Annotated in this window: 12 protein-coding genes; 2 read left to right on the forward strand and 10 right to left on the reverse strand. The window is 48.0% G+C overall.

Features of this window, described 5'->3' with window-relative positions; all coding sequences use genetic code 11:
- Nucleotides 1-363: 363 nt before the first annotated feature.
- The 4 genes from C5O22_RS13605 to C5O22_RS07835 all read right to left on the reverse strand — a co-directional run bounded on the left by C5O22_RS13605 (nt 364) and on the right by C5O22_RS07835 (nt 6,657).
- Nucleotides 364-696 carry a hypothetical protein gene (locus C5O22_RS13605; protein WP_207895362.1) on the reverse strand — a complete coding sequence of 111 codons (333 nt, stop codon included), beginning with the start codon at nt 694-696 and terminating at the stop codon, nt 364-366.
- Nucleotides 677-3,157 (reverse strand): glycoside hydrolase family 3 C-terminal domain-containing protein, encoded by a 2,481-nt coding sequence (locus tag C5O22_RS07825; RefSeq protein ID WP_207895363.1) that lies wholly within the window; start codon nt 3,155-3,157, stop codon nt 677-679. The genes C5O22_RS13605 and C5O22_RS07825 overlap by 20 nt, the downstream gene beginning before the upstream one ends.
- A gap of 177 nt (nt 3,158-3,334) precedes the next feature.
- Complete coding sequence (locus C5O22_RS07830) at nt 3,335-5,782, reverse strand: beta-glucosidase (protein WP_132780660.1); 2,448 nt, start codon at nt 5,780-5,782, stop codon at nt 3,335-3,337.
- Complete coding sequence (locus tag C5O22_RS07835) at nt 5,779-6,657, reverse strand: LysR family transcriptional regulator (protein WP_132780661.1); 879 nt, start codon at nt 6,655-6,657, stop codon at nt 5,779-5,781. Before C5O22_RS07835 ends, C5O22_RS07830 begins: the two co-directional genes overlap by 4 nt.
- A 263-nt stretch (nt 6,658-6,920) precedes the next feature.
- On the opposite strand from C5O22_RS07835, the gene C5O22_RS07840 reads away from it, so the two are divergent.
- Together C5O22_RS07840 and C5O22_RS07845 are read left to right on the forward strand one after the other, a co-directional pair.
- A complete protein-coding gene (locus tag C5O22_RS07840) occupies nt 6,921-9,320 on the forward strand; it encodes a glycoside hydrolase family 3 protein (RefSeq protein ID WP_132780662.1) in 2,400 nt (799 codons plus the stop codon).
- Between the two features lie 68 nt (nt 9,321-9,388).
- Complete coding sequence (locus C5O22_RS07845) at nt 9,389-11,548, forward strand: glycoside hydrolase family 3 protein (RefSeq protein ID WP_132780663.1); 2,160 nt, start codon at nt 9,389-9,391, stop codon at nt 11,546-11,548.
- Between the two features lie 188 nt (nt 11,549-11,736).
- Here C5O22_RS07845 and C5O22_RS07850 read toward each other — a convergent pair whose 3' ends face one another.
- The 6 genes from C5O22_RS07850 to C5O22_RS07875 all read right to left on the reverse strand — a co-directional run.
- Entirely contained in the window at nt 11,737-13,647 is a 1,911-nt protein-coding gene (locus C5O22_RS07850; protein ID WP_132780664.1) for a purple acid phosphatase family protein, read from the reverse strand.
- A gap of 312 nt (nt 13,648-13,959) precedes the next feature.
- Nucleotides 13,960-15,084 (reverse strand): family 8 glycosyl hydrolase, encoded by a 1,125-nt coding sequence (locus tag C5O22_RS07855; protein WP_132780666.1) that lies wholly within the window; start codon nt 15,082-15,084, stop codon nt 13,960-13,962.
- 146 nt (nt 15,085-15,230) lie between these two features.
- Entirely contained in the window at nt 15,231-15,953 is a 723-nt protein-coding gene (locus tag C5O22_RS07860; RefSeq protein ID WP_132780667.1) for a polysaccharide deacetylase family protein, read from the reverse strand.
- Nucleotides 15,954-15,964: 11 nt separating this feature from the next.
- Nucleotides 15,965-16,534 (reverse strand): carbohydrate binding domain-containing protein, encoded by a 570-nt coding sequence (locus C5O22_RS07865; protein ID WP_132780669.1) that lies wholly within the window; start codon nt 16,532-16,534, stop codon nt 15,965-15,967.
- Between the two features lie 301 nt (nt 16,535-16,835).
- A complete protein-coding gene (locus C5O22_RS07870; protein ID WP_132780671.1) occupies nt 16,836-18,461 on the reverse strand; it encodes an endo-1,4-beta-xylanase in 1,626 nt (541 codons plus the stop codon).
- Nucleotides 18,462-18,478: 17 nt separating this feature from the next.
- On the reverse strand, nt 18,479-19,156 hold a 678-nt coding region (locus C5O22_RS07875; RefSeq protein WP_132780672.1), incomplete at its 5' end, for a carbohydrate ABC transporter permease.

Genomic DNA, 19,156 nt, shown 5'->3' on the forward strand with positions numbered 1-19,156 from the left:
GTACCGGAAAGATCCGGATGTACCGTTTCTTTTTTGGTTCTTTTTACCCTTCACAAGAAGACCTCACATCTTCGGGTTTTCTCCTAAAAATAACTTTAAAGATAGGAAAGAAAACCCAGAAAGAAATTGTCGAATTAATTACCATAGTAATAAAGTCTGCTACGGTTTCTCCCACCTTACCAAGAGAAAGGGAAGAAATTAAAAACGTATACAAGGGTACCTTGTATATCCCCTGAGCCGCCGCGGCTCCAATAGTAATTGCCACATAGGCAACCAGGTACCAAAAGGCAGCCCACCAGACACTACTGTTTGATTTAAATGTAATGTTGCGCTGGGCAAAGAAATTAATGACCTGGGCAATAGCTATGGTAATTTGGTACCCGCTAGGAAATAGGCGAGACCTCCACCTCCGCCTGTCGCAAGAGAGCCGGCGGGATAATTAAAAATATAGTACGTTGACCCATCCAGGTTTTTCCCTACCGGCCAAATCTGAAAGTTAACCGCCACAAGGCTTGTGGTTTCAAAAAGACCCTTTAGCAGGGGCATAAGGAGCATCTGGAACAGGGTAACCCCATTACTTAGCAGAAAAAACACCAAAAACTGAACCAGCCCTGGATGTTTCTCCCCAAATTCTTTCCAGACACACACAAGTCCCTGAATAAAAGAAAGGGATTTCTTATGTTCTGTACTTTGCATAACCAGCCTTCCTTAGTTTGATATATTCTTTTACGATGTGTTTAATCCCTTTAAAAAAGTGGCCATTTGCAATAACAAGGAGTCCCTCTGCCATTGCACGATTCACCATTCCCCCCATCATCTTGGTAATACCCCGAAAAGGCATGTAATAAAAGGACATCATGATAAGATTCGCCTGATTGCGCATACCAATCTTCCGGAAAAAGGGTGGCAAAAAATCAATGATATGGAAGACCAGGCGGGCAAAACAGCTCTTGGCATACTGGCACTGGGCCACCGTATCGTTATAGGAAAGAGATCTGGTTCTATCCCATCGATCTGAAGGAAGAGGGGCCTCCATAAGATATTGAAATTCCTCTCGACTTACCCGAGCGGGATCACCGGTATAGTATGAAATAAGAGATGCCGGATCACAGGGAGATAAAACCATGTGACCTTTTTTATACCAGTTCCCTCGCAAACGGATATCTCTGCTCGATGCACCGACAAGAATTTCATACTCCCCCTCTTCTACCGACCAGGTTTTGTTTAATACATCAAATACCCGGAAAGTATATTCATCAAAGGGTATAAAAACCCGTTGTTCTTCACCCGCTTTGATAAATACTTTTATAAACCCCTTAAGTTCTTTCTCAGGTCGGAAAAGAGAAGAAGCCTTTTTTCGCACATATAGTTGAGCTATTTCCTTACCATCCCATCTACCGGTGTTCTGAATAACAAAGCTTACACCCTCCTCTGAAATCTGAAGATCCCGATAAGAAAAAGAGGTGTAACTAAGACCATACCCAAAAGGAAACAGTACCTTTTCCGGGAAACGATCAAAATATCGGTATCCCACAAAAAGGGATTCTCGATATTCAGCGGTGGCCTCTTTCCCAGGGAACAAAGTGGCCGAAGGGACCTCTTCGTATCGCAGGGGATAGGTTTCAGCCAATTTCCCCGAAGGGTTCACTTTCCCCGTAATGATGTTGACTATCGCTTCTGCTCCCGCCTGCCCTGACAAGTAGGCATGGAGTACCGCAGGGACAGTCCCTATCCAGGGCATTTCCACGGCACACCCACAGGAGAGGATCACTACCAGCGCGGGATTTACCGATTGTAGGGCACCCAATAACTCTATTTGATTATCAGGCAGCCTCATGTGAGGCCGATCAAGGCCTTCCGCTTCACTGGCTTCATCAAGCCCAATACAGAGCAGGACCACATCGGCCTTTTTCGCTAAATTTATCGCCCGTTTCTGGAGAGACTGATTCCTCTTGCCGTATCGTTCATATCCTGGTTCAAAGCCTACAAGTTGAATACCGGCTTGCTGTGCCGCACCTAACAGGGTCGAAATCTGGGTAGGATTTACATTTGAAGATCCCGCACCTTGATAGCGGGGAGAGCGGGCAAAGTCACCTATTATTGCTACCCGCTGTCCTTTTTGAAGAGGTAAGAGATTCCCTTGATTCTTTAATAGAACGATAGATTCTTCTGCAATATGGCGAGCAACTTCATGATGAGCCCGGACATCAAAGGAAATCTCATGATTATTTTCAGGAATTCGGCTCGTATTCTTAGCAAGATACAGAAGACGAGATACACTTTCATCCAGATATGATTCAGCGACTCTACCGCTTTGTACAGCGGCAACCAGTTCTCGGTCCGATTCACCGTTCGTTCCTGGCATTTCAAGATCGCTTGAAGCAAGAAGTCCATCGATTCGGTCGTTACTCCCCCCCCAATCAGTTACCACGAGACCGGTAAAACCCCATTCCTCACGGAGGATCTGGCGAAGGAGATAGCTATGTTCGTTAGCATAAACCCCATTTATCCGATTATAGGCAGTCATAAGGGTCTGAACGGCCCCCTCTTTTACGACCATTTCGAAGGCCGTAAGATAAATCTCCCGAAGGGCCCGCTCATCAACAATCGCATTGATAGCCATGCGGTTTGTCTCCTGATTATTAACCGCATAGTGTTTCACGCAGGCCGCAACACCTTCACTTTGGATACCTCGTACAAGAGCTGCAGCCAACTTGCCAGTAAGATAGGGATCTTCACTGTAGTATTCGAAATTTCTTCCGCAGAGGGGATTCCGTTTAATATTAATCCCTGGTCCCAACAGGACGTTTACTCCCAGGGAACGGGCTTCGACGCCAAGATACTTTCCCATCTGTTCTACCAGCTTCACATCCCAACTGTTAGCGATCGTGGCTGCCGTAGGGAAACACGTAGCGGGAACACTCACATTGAGGCCCAAATGATCCGCCGCGGCCTGTTGCTTTCGAATCCCATGGGGACCATCAGCAAGAAACAGAGAGGAAATACCTAAGCGAGGAATATCCATGGTTTCCCAGAAATTCTTACCCGACAAAAGAGATGCCTTTTCCTCCAGGGATAATTGGGCTACCAGTTTTGCAATATCATTAGGCACTGTCATATCTGTTAGGCCTGTAAAAGTACTTGCTGTCTGTTTCACCGATAAACCTCGTCATACACACCGGTAGTACCTATCACCGTAAGAGCCAGCACATCTTTTTGCAGGCCATCCCGTAATAGGTTTTTTCCTTTTCTGGGATAGCACTATATCATGGGAATTTTTCTGCTGTCCAACAGCTTGTGGTTGAAGCACCTCAACAATTAGTTGGGTATGCGTTCATCGCTTTTTTCGTAACCAGCCACGAATAAAACGATACATTCCGCGCAGGGTATGTCCATTAGCGATATCTAACAACCCATCTACCATGGCCATGGTTATTTTTCCCCCGGTAAAACGGGCAATACCCCTAAATGGTAGATGGTACACAAACATCATGATAAGATTTGCCATGTCCCTTCGACCAATCCAGCGAAGCCCATGGTACGCCCCGTGGATAATCCAAAAGGCGAGGCGGCCAAGCCATCCCCGGGCATAGCGACATTGGGAAATAGTATTTTCGTAAGTAAAAATAGAGCCCCGGATTTTTTGCGGTTGAGGTATTGTTCTTCCAATAAGGTGTTCAAATTCGTTTTCCGGGACCTGACGGATGTGACCAGAAAAATATGAAGGAAGCACCTCACTAAAAGAAGGGGGCGCACTACTTATCGCTGAAGAAGGCCCTCTTTCCCTCCAAAGAGATTTCTCTTTAATCACATATGATGAGACAAGATGTATATCTCGACTCGAGGAACCTACCAGTATGGAGTATTCACCTGGTTCGATATCCCAGGCGTGGTGTTCAACGTTATAATAGCGAAACGTCTTATCATCAAAAGGTATATGAACCCGTTTACTTTCCCCAGGATTGATAAACACTTTAATAAAGCCCTTCAGTTCTTTACGGGGACGAAAGACCTTACTTTGAGGTTTTCCCACATAAAGCTGGGCTATCTCCATACCTGCATATTGCCCAGTATTAGTAAGCGTAAAAGAAACCCCATCGTTCTCAACCCTAAGGTCCGTATATTCATAGGTGGTATAACTTAATCCAAACCCAAAAGGGAAAAGAACCGGAATATTCGCCGTATCATAATAACGATACCCAATATAGGGACCTTCCCGATATTCAACGGTCTGCCCATTGCCGGGATAGTAATAATACGCCGGCGTATCCTCATATCGAAGAGGATAGGTTTCGGCCAGCTTCCCCGATGGATTTACATCCCCCGAAACCACCCGTAGCACTGCCCGTGCTACCGCCTGCCCCCCTAAATATGCATGGAGAAGGCCCCTTACTTTTCCAATCCAGGGCATTTCGATGGCACAACCACAGGAAAGAATTACCACAATATTGGGATTTACCTCATGCAGAGCATTTAGAAGTTGAATTTGATTATCCGGAAGTCGCATATGGCTCCGGTCAATGCCTTGGGTTTCGCTGAGTTCATCTAATCCCAAATACAACAACACCACATCAGCTCGGCTCGCTAGCCGACAGGCCCGCTCTATTTTCTTTACCGAAAAACGGCCATACCGATCGAAACCTTCCTCAAATCCGATACTCGTAATACCCGATTCATCCAGGCACTGGAGCGTTGTATCCAGTATGGTAGGGTTTACCTGAGAAGAACCAGAGCCCTGATAACGAGGAGAAAGCGCAAAATTCCCGATGACTGCTACTTTGGTTGTATGATTGAGAGGGAGAATTCCCCCTTCATTCTTGAGAAGGACGATAGACTCTTCTGCAACCCGTTGGCTAATTCGATGGTGCTGGGTAATATTAAAATCAAATTGAGGTTCCCGAGCCGCAGAGGCTGTAGAAAAGATTAGATCCAAGAGGCGGTCCACATTTTCATCTATAAGGCTTTCCTGAATTTCTCCCCGCAGTAAACCCTGCTTTATCTCTGCATCACTATCGCCATGAGAACCGGGCATTTCAAGTTCATTACCAGCAATAAGGGCCGCAACCCGATTGTTACTCCCGCCCCAGTTGGTAATAACACAACCGGTAAATCCCCATTCATCTCGCAGGATCTCCCGCATAAGGTGCAGGTTCTCATTTGCATAGGTTCCATTCACCTTATTATAAGCGGACATTAATGCCCGAGCCCCCCCTTCTTTTACGGCGATCTCAAAGGCGGTAAGATAAATTTCCCTAAGGGTCCGTTCATCAATAACCGCATCAATACTCATGGCCATATATTCCTGATTTGATACGGCAAAATGTTTAACACAGGCAGCAATTCCTTTTGATTGGATTCCCCGCACATAGGCGGCAGCCATTTTTCCTGCCAGATAGGGATCCTCACTAAAGTACTCAAAATTACGACCACAAAGAGGTATTCGTTTCATGTTAATACCCGGCCCAAGTAAAACGCTTACCCCCTGGCTTACCGCTTCGGTTCCCAGGAAAGCTCCAACCTTTTCTCCCAGTTCTACATTCCAGCTATTGGCAACGGTGGCTTCTGTGGGGAAACAGGTAGCGGGAATCCCCTTATTCAGTCCCATCCGTTCCGCAGCTACTGCCTGTCGACGAATCCCATGGGGACCATCAGCCAAATAAATACTAGGAATATGGAGTCGGGGAATATCCCTGGTTTGCCAAAAATCTTTTCCCGATAAGAGTGATATTTTTTCATCTATTGTTAACTGACGAATAATCTGCTCATACCGAAGGTTGCTCATCGCTTAACATTCTCCCGTAAAAATTTCTGCAGCAGCGTTACCGCCCGATTTTGAATATCCCGTTCCCGGCTTACCAAGTAAATGGGCCGGCTAATTTTTTCTTTAAGGGGAATTACTACTAGATCCTCATCGGGGGAAACTTTTTCAATGAGATCTACCGATTCCATTACCGCAAGACTTTGCTTACAGGTCCGACGGGCCGCAAGCAAATTACCCGAAACATACAATATTTTGGGCAAAAAACCCGCTTTCTCGCAGGCTTCCTGTAACGGATTGTCCCGGCCTGGTTCAGTAGCTTTAAGAATGATCGTTACATCCCGTAAATCCTGAATTGATAGCTCTTTTTTCTCACTTAAAGGATGCCCTTTTTTCGCAACGATTACCGTTCTACCAGGAACTAAAATTTCATAAGTACAATGGGCTATTCCTTCATGACCCAAAACAATTCCCACATCGGCTTCATCTTGAAAGAGTTCATTAATAGGATATTCATCAGGATACTCATCGATTTTAAGTTGAACCTGGGGTTGTACTTCCATGAAACGCTGAAGAATTTCATAGGGAACAGCCAGGCTCCCTGAGAAACTTATCACCATATGAAGGGCAGTCTTACTTCCTCCCAGGATACTAATCTCTTTCTTTATATCATCTAGAAGATAAATAATGTGTCGGGCCCGGGCATACAGAACTTCTGCCGCCTCGGTAGGTTCCATTCCGTGGGCTCCCCGATAAAACAGTTCCGTATCCAGGTCGTATTCAAGCTGCCGGATAATTTTACTTAAACCCTGGGGAGAAATATACACCTCTTTAGCAGCAGCGGCGATACTTTTTTTCTCATAAACTTCGATAAAACACCGAAGCGTTCTGGTATTCATAGAACTCCTTTATAAGAACCTTGAAAAATCAATGTATTCCCTCTTCTGCTTTGCGAAGAGCAATAACTACTCATGGGATATACCCCCCAAAAATCTCTTATGAGTTCTTCATAATAATTGTGATGAAAATGGCTTGTTACGCAAGAGTTTTTTTATAAAGAATCCCATACAAATTGTTTCTGCCCCGTAACGTATTGTTTATATGCGGGAAAAAAGTTCTATGGTAGGATTTTTAAAAATTCAGACGATATCAGGAGGAATTTATGCAAAAAAAATTAGGAGCCATCGGATTTTTTCTATCAATGATTGCCCTCGTATCATTGATAGTAATTTCCTGTGGTGGGGACCCTTTTAAACAGAGTATTTACAAGGAACAACCCCGAATCGTAACGTATGAAGAATATCTCGCGGCTAATCAGGATCTTCCCAAAGAAGGTACGGAACCTATTCTAAAGGTAGGAACAACAAAGGGAATAATAAAAAAAGGAAAACTTATCTTTAAAGATTCCAATGGTAACAAAAAATTAGATCCCTACGAGGACTGGCGGCTTCCTGCCCGCGAACGGGCTGCAGATCTTATCAAAAAGATGTCGGTAGAAGAAAAACTAGGACTTCTTTCCTGGAATGGTAGTTCAGGGATAAGCAATATGACAAAATCCGATGATGGTAGTTCCTATTACTACGGTATTCAGGGATTAAACAGTGATGGGACCATTGTAGAAAAAATAACAACCCCTACGGGGGCAAGTACGTCCATGGCCTATTCAGTAATAAATGATGGTATTCGATACGGTAATAATCAATTCGAATTCGAACCTCTGGACGAAATTAAATACAACAATAACCTGCAGGGGCTGGCAGAACGCAGCAAATGGGGTATTCCCTTCATTATCAGTTCCGATCCTTCCCATGCCGGTTGGACGGGTGATGAATTAGGTAAAGCTCGTCTTTCCCAATGGCCCTATTACTTGGGGCTCGGAGCTCTGGATGATCTTGCCACCACCGAAGAATTCGGTAAAACCGTGGCCCAGGAGTTTCGCATGATGGGTCACCATGTACTACTTGGCCCCCAGGCAGATCTCGCCACTGAACCCCGCTGGGCCCGGATTCAGCATACCATCCATGCCAATGCAGATGTGGTAGCAGCCCATATTTCGGTGCTTGTCAAGGCTCTCCAGGGAGGAGAGACCCTTAGTCCCAAGGGAATTGCGGCGGTTATTAAACATTTCCCCGGCTCAGGTTCGGTAGAACAAGGGATGGACAGTCACACCTATGCGGGGCGTTACAGTGTTTTCCCGGGGAACAAAGTAGAAGAGCACCTAAAACCTTTCGTAGCAGCCATTAAAGCCAACGTAGCAGGAGTGATGGCGTGTTACAGCATCATGGATGTCCCTGCATATAAAGATGTGGTAGATGGAAATCCCATCGACGAGGGGTCAGCCTTTTCTAAAACCATTATGACGGACCTGCTTAAAAACAAACTAGGCTTTGATGGAGCAATCGTCTCTGACTGGGCTATCGCCGATAGGGCCTACTGGGGACACGAACGGATTAAGAACAGCCCGGCTATTCTGGCGGAAATGCTCAATGCGGGGACCTACCAGTATGGGGGAGCAAACATGACCGCTCTCTGGAAAGAGGCCTATCAAAAGGGGCTTATCACCGAAGAGACGATCAACACGGCAGCCCAGCGAGCCCTGGAACTTCAATTTAAACTGGGACTCTTTGAAAATCCTTACGTAGACCTGAACGAAGCCCGAGCTTTTTGGGATCCCAATGGACAGTCAATGCAATTACGGCTTGCAGCAGGAAGAAAAGCCATGAGCAAGGCCATAGTTCTTGCGGAAAATAAAGATGTAGCCCCAGGGCTTGCTCTTATGCCTGTTCTCGGAACTAATCAGGACTACATTGCTGCGGTTGACCGGAATAAAAACGGTAAGGTAGATGTATATTTTGATTCAGCTTATCCAGATCAGGACAGCGGTCAGTCCAAGACCAAAGCCTTTTCTACCGAAACCCAGTATCTTAACGTCAATTTTGTGGATGCTATCGAAAAGGCAGACATCGCTGTGGTTCGAGTCTTTAGTCGAGGGGCCACATACTTCGGTACCCAAGGGGGCACTCCCCTTTCGTGGGACACCCCGGTCCTTGTATGGGATCGAGAAAACCAGCGATACACCGACAAAAAAGTCCCGGTCCTTGAAAAAAGCAGCGATGCCTTCCGTGAATTTGGTCCCTGGACGTTTAGCGATTGGAGCCAGGTGGGAGGGGCAGGCTTTATAGGACAAGGCTATATGACCTATCTTGCAGGAAAAGAAAGTAAATCTATCATCGATAAAACGTTAGCTGCAAAACGGCGGAATCCGGGCCTTAAGGTTGTGGTGGGGATTACCGCTTCCCGACCACCAATCGTCTCAGACTTTGTAAATCAGGTAGATGCCCTGTACCTCGATTTTGCCGCTACCGACCGGGCATTCCTGGACATTGTATTCTGGCAGGATGGTATAGAGCCAAAGGGGAAACTTCCCATCGAAATTCCCGCGGATGACAAGGCCGTACTGGAGCAAAAAGAAGATGTGGCAGGCGATACTCCTCGACAAACCTACGAAATTGGGTACGGTCTGAATTACGCATCCATGGGTGGCTATGGTTACGGTAACTAGATAAGGGAGTTCATAAACCCCAGTTCTTGTGAACTGGGGGCCCTAGAAACAACAGGGAGAAAATTTATATGAAACGAATTATGGTATCGTTTGGATGTATTGTTGCATTAGGTCTACTGATCTCATGTGGCACTAGATATACCGAAAGTGCTTATTTCATTGATGGGAAACTCGTACAACCAGAAATCGGAGTCCGGAGCGTCAAAGTGCTCACCGTGGGGAAATGGCAATTCAAGGACTCAAACAACAACGGAAAGCTGGACCCCTACGAAGATTGGCGGCTTTCTCCTGCTAAACGGGCTGCTGATTTAGTTCCTCGTCTTTCGACAGATCAACAGATTGGTCTTTTGGGAGAATACATGTGGGGAGGTTTTGCGGCAGGTGGTATTGCTCCCAAAACAGAAGAAGCCGAACTGGGAACCCACGAAATCGAAGCTATTGTAAAAGAGTTTTCCCGATATACGATTATGCGATGGCCCGGTGAAAACATCAGCGCTACCGCTATTGCCCGAAAGGTCAATAAGATCCAGGCTTTAGCCGAGTCGGAACCTTTTGGGATCCCCGTACTTATCACCACCGACCCTATTTTTGGGGCTGCCAATAACATGGAAAGTACCTCCCTGGCACATCAAAACATGGCCCCCCAAATTCCCGACTGGCCCCTCGTGCTGGGGCTTGGCGCCATTAATGACCCAGCCTATGTGAAAGAAATCGGACGTATGCATGCAGCTCAATTGCGGGCCCTGGGGATCCGCTGGATGTTAGGCCCCCAGATTGACTTTGCCACCGAACCCATGTGGTCCCGGGTATACGACACCTTCGGGGCCATTCATGAACGGGTGGTCACTTTAGGAACCGCATACATTCAAGGATTACAAGGGAAAGAGAAGGGCGTTAATCCTTTTAGTGGCATCGTCGTTACTCTGAAACATTATCCAGGAGGTGGGGCAAATCAGGGAGGAATGGATAGCCACAGTGCACCAGGGAAATACAACGTTTTCCCAGGGAATAATCTAGAAGAACACATCGAAATTATGAAAAAAGTAATTCAGGCCAGCCAGCCCCTTTCTATCATGCCTAACTATAGCATTTTCAAAGATGTAACGTATAAAGGTAAAGCTATTGAACAAGTCAGTTCCCACTACTCAATGGTCTTTATGCAAGACATTCTCAGAAAAGAAATTGGATGGAATGGGATGGTTACCTCCGACTGGTCCGCGGTAGTTCTTAACCGGGACGATGGGACTGCCGGCCAAGCCTGGGGAACTGAGGGCTGGACTAACGGACAAAGGATAAAACGGTATGTAGAATGTGGAGGCCATCAGATTGGGATGGGTTCCAGCCCTGCGGCGGTCTGGAAAGCCGGGCTTAGCGAAGGAACCCTTACTCCGAAGGACATTGCAGCGGCCGCACAAAAAGTACTCGAAGTCACTTTTGCCTCTGGTCTTTTTGAAAATCCCTACGTAGATGAAAACAAAGCAGCAGAAATTGTAAACAGTTTCACCCAACAAGCTCACGAGGCCATGATGCGGGCATTCACCTTACTTAAAAACAACGAAGCTATCCTTCCCCTTGATAAAGAAACGGTGGATCAAAATGGGGATGGGAAAATTACCGTGTATTACGATGGGCTTAATGATACGGCTATTGAAGACTATGTTACGAAGGTTCCCAATTTTGCTGCCACCAGTGATATCACCAAGGCCGATTATGCTATCGTCCGGGTAAGTGCACGCCACGGTTATTATTTTGGCTTTGATGGTGGGGTACCCTTAAGCTACAAAGATCCGATTATGGTCTACGATTTTGAAAAGAATGGTCCCTCTCTGACTCCTTCCACTGCTTCAAGCCGTGGTTTTACTGCACAAGCCAACAACGAAGCAGCGTTGAAAATAGCCCAGACTATCGAAGCCGCCATTGCTGTAAAGAAAAAGAATCCCACCCTCAAACTTATCCTGGTGGTTTCCATGTATCGTCCGTTTATTATTTCCGACTACCTTGATCACATTGATGTGCTCGCCGCTGATTTTGGCATGACCGATCAGGCTTTGCTTGATATGGTTTTCCAGATGAGAAATGGAGTACAGGATAAGACTATCCAGCCCCGAGGAACTCTTCCCATGGAAATTCCATCAAGCCAGGAAGCGGTATATACATCCAAGGAGGACCTTCCCAACGATTCCCAAAACCCGACCTTCCCTGCAGGTTTTGGGATAACCAGCTATTAAAAAGCTCTGGGTTTTTAGCCTTGTTAAGGGATAAGATTTTCTTTGAATGATAAAAGAGACTTCTAAATAAAAAATATAAAGGTAAAAATAGTCTTTGAAAAAGGGCTCTTTCCTCCTTCACTCTGGCCCGTCGGTCCTGTTGGAACTAGTCCAACAGGACCGTTCTTATTTTCTGTATAGCAGAGGTATTACCTCTTCTGCATGATAAACTCATCTATAATGGTAGGGGCTCCCCCCTTCTTCCGATCTATCTCCCAGGTGGTGGCCTTCAGGGTTTTCCCTTCGACGGTGATAGCCATAAAGTGCTGCACGACGCCCCGCACAGGTCTTCCGGCATTACCGGGGTCAACCCCATATTTTGCGGCCGGATGTTCGGGGGCTACCACAAAATTCTCCCAGTAGGAAGGATCTATCTTAGTGTTTTTGTAGTACGCCTTAGGGCCTGCGGTCGCAGGGGTAACATACACCACCCCGCCAATTGGTTTGGTTCGAGAATAGGTATGATCATGTCCCTGGAACACCAGGTCTATGCCTAACTCAGAAAAGAGGGGCGCCATTTTTGTACGTACCCCATTGGGGCCCGCAATATCTTCGTCCGTCGCATGGTTCCCACTCGTATAGGGACCTTTATGGAGTGTAAGAATTATCCAGGTGGCTCCCCGTTTACGGGCTGTAGCCACATCCTCCCGTAACCAGGCAATCTGAGCGGGGGTACTATTATTCCATTCCGCGCTATCCTCGTTGGTATTAAGCACAATAAAATGGGCATTCCCGTAATCAAAGGAATAATAGACGCCGCTTTTAGTTTCTGCCCCCTTTGGGACAGGAAGATTAAAATGTTCATACAGAGCGTAGGGATCTTCCTCATGGTTACCTGCGGCAGGCATGACGGGATAGTTTCTGAAAACCGCCGCCCCATGCCCCAAAAGCCATCCCCATTGCTGTTCTGTTCGTCCCGTATCAATAAGGTCCCCATTGTGAATGATAAACGCTGCGGCAGGAAGGGTTTTCACCGCCTCTGCCATCGTAGAGGCCACGAGGATTGCCTCCTCTTCTGTCTTTGCCTGGGTATCCGCCAGGTTAATAAAACTAAATTTCTGCACCCTTTCAGGAGCGGTGGTAAAAGTACCGACCTCGCTCCAGAGGTTAAGGGAAGCATCTCCGACACGATACCAATAGGTGGTACCGGGCTGTAAACCCGTCGCTTCTGCCATATGCACCAGTTCGTTTTCGCTATTGTAGGAAGGTTTCAGCCGACCAGTAAAGGTTTTTGCCTGGCTAAAGTTGGGGGTGTTGCCCTTCTTTTCCACTATCTGTACATCACTTCTTCCAGAAGCAAAGGAGGTATACCAGGTAAAGGCCCGCGTGCGGGCAGAATCACTCCCCAGGGTTTGAACCACCCTGGTGACGATTCCCCGCGGGGCGGCAGCATCGGGAATGAATCGGACCAATCCCGTACCGGTGGTGGTCGTCGTGGTTTCAGAAACTTTTGCGGGGGTCCCAATGCCTTTGGCAACAAGACCGAGTTCAAACCAGAGGTCCGAACTATCCCCTCCATCCTGGTGCACTTCAGCAGCAATCACGGCCTTCCCCGGCTTAAAAAGAGATGCGGGTACTACAAAGGTTTCTTCTTTAGGTTTGAATTTGGCCGTCGTTTTAAAGGTAACCGGTTCGCCCTCTTTTATCCCCCGCCTAAAAAGCTCTGTCCCATTGAGGTACACCACCGCCCCATCGTCCACATGGATGTATACTTCTACCCCCTGGGCTTTCTGGATAGACTCGGGGATTTCAATCGTGGTTCTAAAATAGGTGGTCATATGTTTATTTTGAGGATCCGGTCCGAACCCAACGGAGGTTGCCAGTGGAATAGTAGGATCCGTTTCAGAAACATCGTCCCCAAACCCTAAAGGGGCCCGCCCCCGTTTCCAGTGACTATCCTGATACTCCCCTTTTCTCCATTCGCTGCCCAGATCTGTTCCGGAATCCTCATACTTCCAGATGGCGTCTCTTGCAAGAATCACCAGGTCCTGAGCAAAACCAGAGCCCCCCAGAGCCAGGAGCATTCCTATCACCATACAAACGATTTTCTTTCTGAGCATCCGCACATCCTCCTTACCATACAGAACTAAGGAAGATTTTTATCATGGTAAGGTTAACACTGCGTGATGGTTGCATGAAAATAGTATAAAAATGCTCCAGACAATAAAAATATGCGCCACCAGCCAGGGCAGCTTCTCCAGGAATTCATACGACCCCCCTAGGGGGAAAAAATAAAGAGGGACCGGGGTCCCTCTTCCGCACCACAGTAATCGTCGGGACACGGGGGAAACCGGGCCCCTCCCCTGGGGGCCCCGTCCCAGGCCCACCGGTAACTACCCGACAACGCCGGCACAAAAGAATACGCGATGGGGTTACGACCGGGGTTCGTATATCCGATAGCGGCCCGACAGGGCAAGCAGGGCAAAGAAATAAAGACAATTGTCGTAGTACCGGCGGTTTCCCAGTCGGAGGGGCGTCTCCCAAAAAAGGCGGACCAGCTTTTCTGCCAGGGGGCCTTCGGTGGCCAGGGCTCCCATGGCATTGGTAGCGATGAGCCCCACGGGGTGCAGAGCCGGTTCAGGTCGGGCAGTCCCGTCTATTTTATACCAGTGATAGTTTTCCGGTTCCTTATCCGCAAAAAAGCGATGAATCTTATCGATTATGTCCTTTTGATAGGCCTTCCTGCCGAACCAGAGGGCATCGAGTCCCAGGTTGGCGGCAACCCGGTAGGAATCGCTGTAAAAATCACCGTGGTCGTTATAAAAATTGGGGCGTCCGTCGTAATAGGAATATTCCGGCGCAAGACCCGTTACGGGGTGGCAGGCCTTGGGGAGGAATTCCCGGCTTGCTGCTGCAGCCTTTTGCCAGAAAGGTCGGTCCTCCGGGTAGGCCCAGCGGGCAAAGAGCTCGTAAAAATGAGGCAGATGATAGGAAGGATCGGTAAAATCGCAGTTGGGGACAAATTTGATAAGATAGTTTGAAGGCTCCCACATGGGCCAGCCGTCTCCCTGTTCGCCCTTGTGGATGCAGCGGGCAAGAAGGTCCCGGGCCTGTTTGCTGTAATTAAAGGGGGCTTCCCGGTCTCCCCAACGGTGGGATGCAAAGAAGAGGGCCATGGCAAAGTACTCTTCCCCATCGGGGGCGGGGCCGTTGGAATTGCGTCGTCCGTCGGGATGACAGGACCAGGCAAAGTAGCCCGCGTTGGGTCCCTCGGTAAGGTACATGTAGGTCATGGTCCACTTCCAGATTCGGTCAAACACGTCCTGCCTGTCCATCTGGACCGCCATCATCATACCGTAGGACTGACCTTCGGTCCGCACGTCCAGGTTGCCCGTATCAAGCATATAGCCCATATCGGGCCCGGATTCGAAATAGATCCGCTCGTCCGCGGGGCCTTCAAAGAGGGTATGCCAGGCCTCGCTGACGCGCCGGTCTATTTCCTCCCGGCTATACCCAAGCCGTTCAAAGTAACTCTGCTGATGCACAGCCTGTTCCATAATAGTTGCTCCTTTCAGTTTTTTTGTTTTCGCAGGGTCCCAAGGTCATTCGGGACCCTAGGAGCGGTAAGAATTGGCACGAACCTAATTTCCGCCGTTCCCAAACAAGCACTGCCGGCCTGGGCCGGCAGTGTTTCCTTAAGCAACTAGCGTACGTACTTCCACATGCTCCCCTTCCGAGATGCTGGATCAATCCCCTTTCGTTTAAAGAGTTCCGAAAGGGTTACAAACTCATATCCCTGCTTTTTAAGTTCAGGGATCAGGATATCCAGCGCTTCGGGGGTAGGATGAGGATCGGGCTGCACGTCATGGAGCAGGATGATGGCTCCATCATCCATACCGGCCAGTACCTTCTGGGCCCGGTCCTGAGCAGTGGTGCCACAGCCAGCCCAATCAAAGCCCAGGACTCCCTCTGCAAAGGGCAGGGGTATTACGTCGAACATGGTCTGGCTTACCGCCAGGTTCGGTGGCCGAAAGAATTTCGCGTCCACCCCGGCGATTCGTTTAATCGCTTCCTGGGTTCTGGTAAATTTTTGCTGCACCACCTCTGCCGAAACGGTGTTCAAACTATCATAATCCCAGCTATGGTTAGCCAGTTCACACCCCATAGCGACCATTTGCTGCAAGAGGGGCTTTGTCTGATCCGTAACTCGTGATCCTACCAGGAAAAAGGTAGCCACCACCCTGTGCTGGGCAAGTCTATCTAACACCCGTTGGGTCTTTACAAGGTCAGGCCCATCGTCAAAGGTAAGAGCGCATAACTTCTTAGGGGTACTCACCGTAGGCTCCTTTCCCTGGTTTGGCCCTGTGCTCTGACAAGAGGCCAGCAATAGAAGTAGTACTATTCCTGCGAGCAGGGGCTTTTTCATTTTTCTACCTCTTATTTGGGAAGAATGGCAATATCATCGACGTAGAAAACAATACCAGGTGTTTCGGGCTCAATATAAATATCCTGAGGCTTCCCTGCATCAGAAGATAAAACAAAAGAATCATTCTTGATTTCAGTCCATACACCGGAGGAAACCACTGCACTATCCACAGCTCGCTTATAAGAAGACATGGTAGTTTTAATTACAATATTAAACTTCACATTCTTTCCCGTTTCTTGATAAATCCAGGCTGAATAGGAATAGGGAACATCTGCCAGGATTTTATCGCCACAATTATAGAACCAGGCGGTTTTCCATCCCGCATCTCCAGCCGCAACTCGCATACTGTAGGTGCCACCGTGGACTTTGTCTTTCGCTACCGCCGCAGTAGCATTGTTACCAGCCCAACCCATGGTAGTTCCATCTTCAAAGTCGATAGTCCAGGGCTGGGGAGTGGGTTTTTCCACAGGGGCAGCCTGAGCGGCAGGCGCCGCTGGTGCGGCACTTTCTGTGCTAGCGCAACCGATTGCGAAGACAAGCACTAGCAACATCGGAACCAGAGTAAACACAAAACGCTTCATAAGAATCCTCCTTTACAAAGATTTGTAAAACGTAAATATAGGATAGGCCAGCTTTCCTCTTTTTCCTATCGGGAGTTTTACCGATGCGGGAGGCTAAAGGGCTTTTAATCTGAAACCCCGGAATTTTTTTAGTTCATAAGAGCCACAGGCCACACAGACCCCACAAAAAAGGGCTGCCCAAAGGTTTGGGCAGCCCAAAAGGGTAGGAGCCTTCTTCCTAACCTCCCCTATTTTTTAGCTTCCACCGACGGCACGGGGCTGAGCTGTAGTTCCCATGCCGTCTATTTTAAACAATACGTTTTTACCGAAGACCCGGGACTTTTTTGGGGTCCACAATGGCCCAGAAGGCCGGTTTTGCCTTAAGCTGTTTGTCAAACAAGAGGGGAGCATTGGTCCGTCCAGGGACAGGGAAGTTATTCAGCCAGCTTCCATCATCGGTCAATCCCCAAATAACCACCGTGTCCAACTGTTTCTTGTTCGCCGCCTCTTTAAAAAGATCAAACAGTTCTTTATACCGCTGGGCCTGCCGCAAGAGAATATCATTGGTGATGTTTTTTTTCGGTTCACTCGGATTGTCATAGATAGAAACATCAAGTTCGGTAATGATCACCTTTACCCCGAGGGAAGCAAACAGATTGATGGTTTCCCGGATTTCCTGGATAGAAGGATAATTAATAGAGATATGCATCTGGAGACCCACCGCATCGATAGGAACGCCCTTTCGTTTTAAGTCCCGCACGAGATTGTACATATCCTGCCGCTTCCGGGCATTGCTTTCCAGATTATAGTCGTTAATTACCAACTGGGCGTTAGGATCTATTTCTCGAGCCCAGCGGAAGGCGTTTTCGATATATTCGGGGCCCAGGATTTGATACCATTTTGAACCCTCTGCACCGGTCCGTAGACCTCCATTATCAGAGATAACTTCATTCACCACATCGTAGGATTCCACCCGCCCCTTGTACCGACGAACTACCGTTTGAATATGAGTCTTAAGTCGCTGGTTCAAAAGTTCCTTTGAAGCAGGTTTGTTGGGATCCTTTGGATCCTGGAAGAACCAGGCAGGAACCTGATTGTGCCACACGAGCGTGTGCCACCGAAGGCGCATTCCTGTCATCTCGCCAAATTCTATAATTTTATCGGCCCGGCTCCAATCGAACTGCCCTTCTTTTGGCTGCACCGAGTCCATCTTGTGAGCATTTCCAGCAACCATGGTATCAAAATGTTTAATCATAAGTTGAGCTTTTTGAGTAGAAGGCTCAACGTCTTCCGGTTCTACCGCAGCACCCACAGAGAACCATTTGCTCAAGGTTTCATACAAACTGGGAATACCGAGTTCAATCTTTGGTTTTGCGGCGGGGTCCAGCTTTTCCACCTTTACATCGTCGATATAAAAGGTGATTTTATCATTCGCGGTAACTGAAGCATCATCCTTATAGGGAAGTTCAAAGTAGAACCAAATGGTTTTCTGGGTAGGATCCTTCGGAACATTGTACTCCGCACTTACCTGGGTCCATTCTCCCCGTTTTACCAGGAAAGAAGCCACATTGGTGTACGAATGATCCTGCTTTTCATTCTGGAAAGAACGTTCAGCGCTTAATACAAAACCAGATTGAGCGGGACCTTCTTTGTAATAGATCCAGGCAGTAATGATATAGGTGTCCTCAGGAACCGGCTTCTCCGTAAGCACATGAATGGGTCCATTCCAGGTTTTCGTTCGCTCACTGATTTTAAGTGAATATTTACCGCCCTTAGCGACCTCGGTAGTTACTTCCACCTTTTCAGTACCCCGGGGGCCCCATTTGCCAACCTTACCATCCTCGAAATCACTGGTAAGAATAAGCTCATTTTTAAAGGTTTGAGCCCCGAGATGAAGGGTAACAATGGTAAGAAAAAGAATAATACCAATCTTCCATTTTTGATTCATAATCACATCCTCCTTTGCTATTCTTTTACCCCACCGACGGTAAGACCGATGACGAAGTACCGCTGCAGGAAGGGGTAGATTACCAGGATAGGGGCCGCCGCAACCACGGTGATGGCCGCCCGGATACTGGCGGGGGTCACGATGCTGGCGGCATAGTCCTTGGCCATCCCCATGGCCCCGACGTCGGCCGCGCTCCGGGCCTGGTTCTGACTCGAGGCAAGGAACTTCATCAGCTCATACTGCAACGTCGACAGTTCCTGCCGCCCTGACGCAAAGATCATCGTGTCAAACCAGGCGTTCCAGTTCCCTACCGCCACAAACAGGGCCACCGTCGCCAATACCGGCGTAATCAGCGGAAACACGATCCGCAAAAAGATCCGGAAATCCCCCGCCCCATCAATCCGCGCCGATTCCACAAGACTATCCGGAATCGTCCCAATGTAGGTCCGGATCACAATAAAGTTAAAGGCATTCACCAACCCGGGAATCACGTACACCCAGAAGCTATTGATGAGCCCCAGACTCCGAATCAAAAAGTAGTACGGTATTAATCCCGCACTCACGTACATCGATAGAATCAAGATAAACGTATACTGCTTGCGCAGCACATACTCCTTCCGGCTCAGCGCATAGGCCAGCATACTCGTCAAGAAAATGTTCCCCACCGTAGAGAGCACCGTCCGTGCCACCGACAC

Origin of the sequence: Treponema sp. J25, assembly GCF_004343725.1 — a bacterium.
GTDB lineage: Bacteria > Spirochaetota > Spirochaetia > Treponematales > Breznakiellaceae > J25.